This is a genomic window from Vibrio sp. 10N.222.55.C6 (assembly GCF_041473395.1).
GTDB lineage: Bacteria > Pseudomonadota > Gammaproteobacteria > Enterobacterales > Vibrionaceae > Vibrio > Vibrio crassostreae_C.
In genome coordinates, this window is record NZ_JBFRSD010000877.1 from 1 (window position 1) to 287 (window position 287).

Below are 287 nucleotides of genomic sequence, written 5' to 3' on the forward strand. Positions count from 1 at the left end.
GCATTAGCATCAATACAAGATCACTGCCAAGCGATTGAAAACAGTAACCCTTCATTACATGACGCCATCGAGTTTGAGCTCGCTTTGTGTCAGCAACAAGCATTGGATTCGATTTGGTTTGCAGCACACTCCAAACGTCACCCTGCTGGTGGCAGCTTTGCTGATCGTTATTTGGCAGCTTACCCAGACGTAAGCGAGCAAATACGCCCGTTTTTGAGTATTACCAACCCACAGCACCCTTTATATACCAAGCTAGAAGCACTCACGGCACAAGGCAGAGAAGCACT

The 287-nt window shown here is 47.4% G+C and carries 1 protein-coding gene; it reads left to right on the plus strand.

Annotated elements, in window-relative coordinates; genetic code table 11:
- The coding region (locus tag AB4486_RS26660; RefSeq protein ID WP_372119773.1) for a DUF3404 domain-containing protein at positions 1 to 287 on the plus strand (287 nt) is incomplete at both ends.